Origin of the sequence: Caldisalinibacter kiritimatiensis, from assembly GCF_000387765.1 — a bacterium.
GTDB classification, from domain to species: domain Bacteria; phylum Bacillota; class Clostridia; order Tissierellales; family Caldisalinibacteraceae; genus Caldisalinibacter; species Caldisalinibacter kiritimatiensis.
Window position 1 is genome coordinate 1 of the sequence record NZ_ARZA01000106.1, and the last position, 366, is coordinate 366.

Sequence of the window (366 nt, forward strand, 5' to 3'; positions counted from 1 at the left end):
CGTGGGATGTAAAAACTGAACAAATATACTGCCTTTTGATTTAATAGTCGGAGGGGATATAACTCTTATGTATCTTTTATCTCCTCCTTTAATATCATTCAAATAAAATGGGTCATATAGTTCTTCTATCCTGTTTCCTGTTAAAGCTACAGAGTACATATGATTAATTTGATAAGGTTTCAGATTACCCCATGACACTTTTTCTTCATCTACTATTTGAAAGTTCCAATTGTGGGGGTCAGAAACCTTTGTTGCTCCATCTGGTGGAAAGAGTGAATTTGTATATAGCTCTCCTACAGAATTGTATCCTAAATATCTGTATTCCCCATCTCTTTCGTCATTTTCACCTTCAATCCTTTTAACATC

At 34.4% G+C, this 366-nt stretch carries 1 protein-coding gene; it reads right to left on the reverse strand.

Annotated elements, in window-relative coordinates; translation table 11 throughout:
• On the reverse strand, window positions 1-366 hold a 366-nt coding region (locus L21TH_RS14495; RefSeq protein WP_034429400.1), incomplete at both ends, for an Athe_2463 domain-containing protein.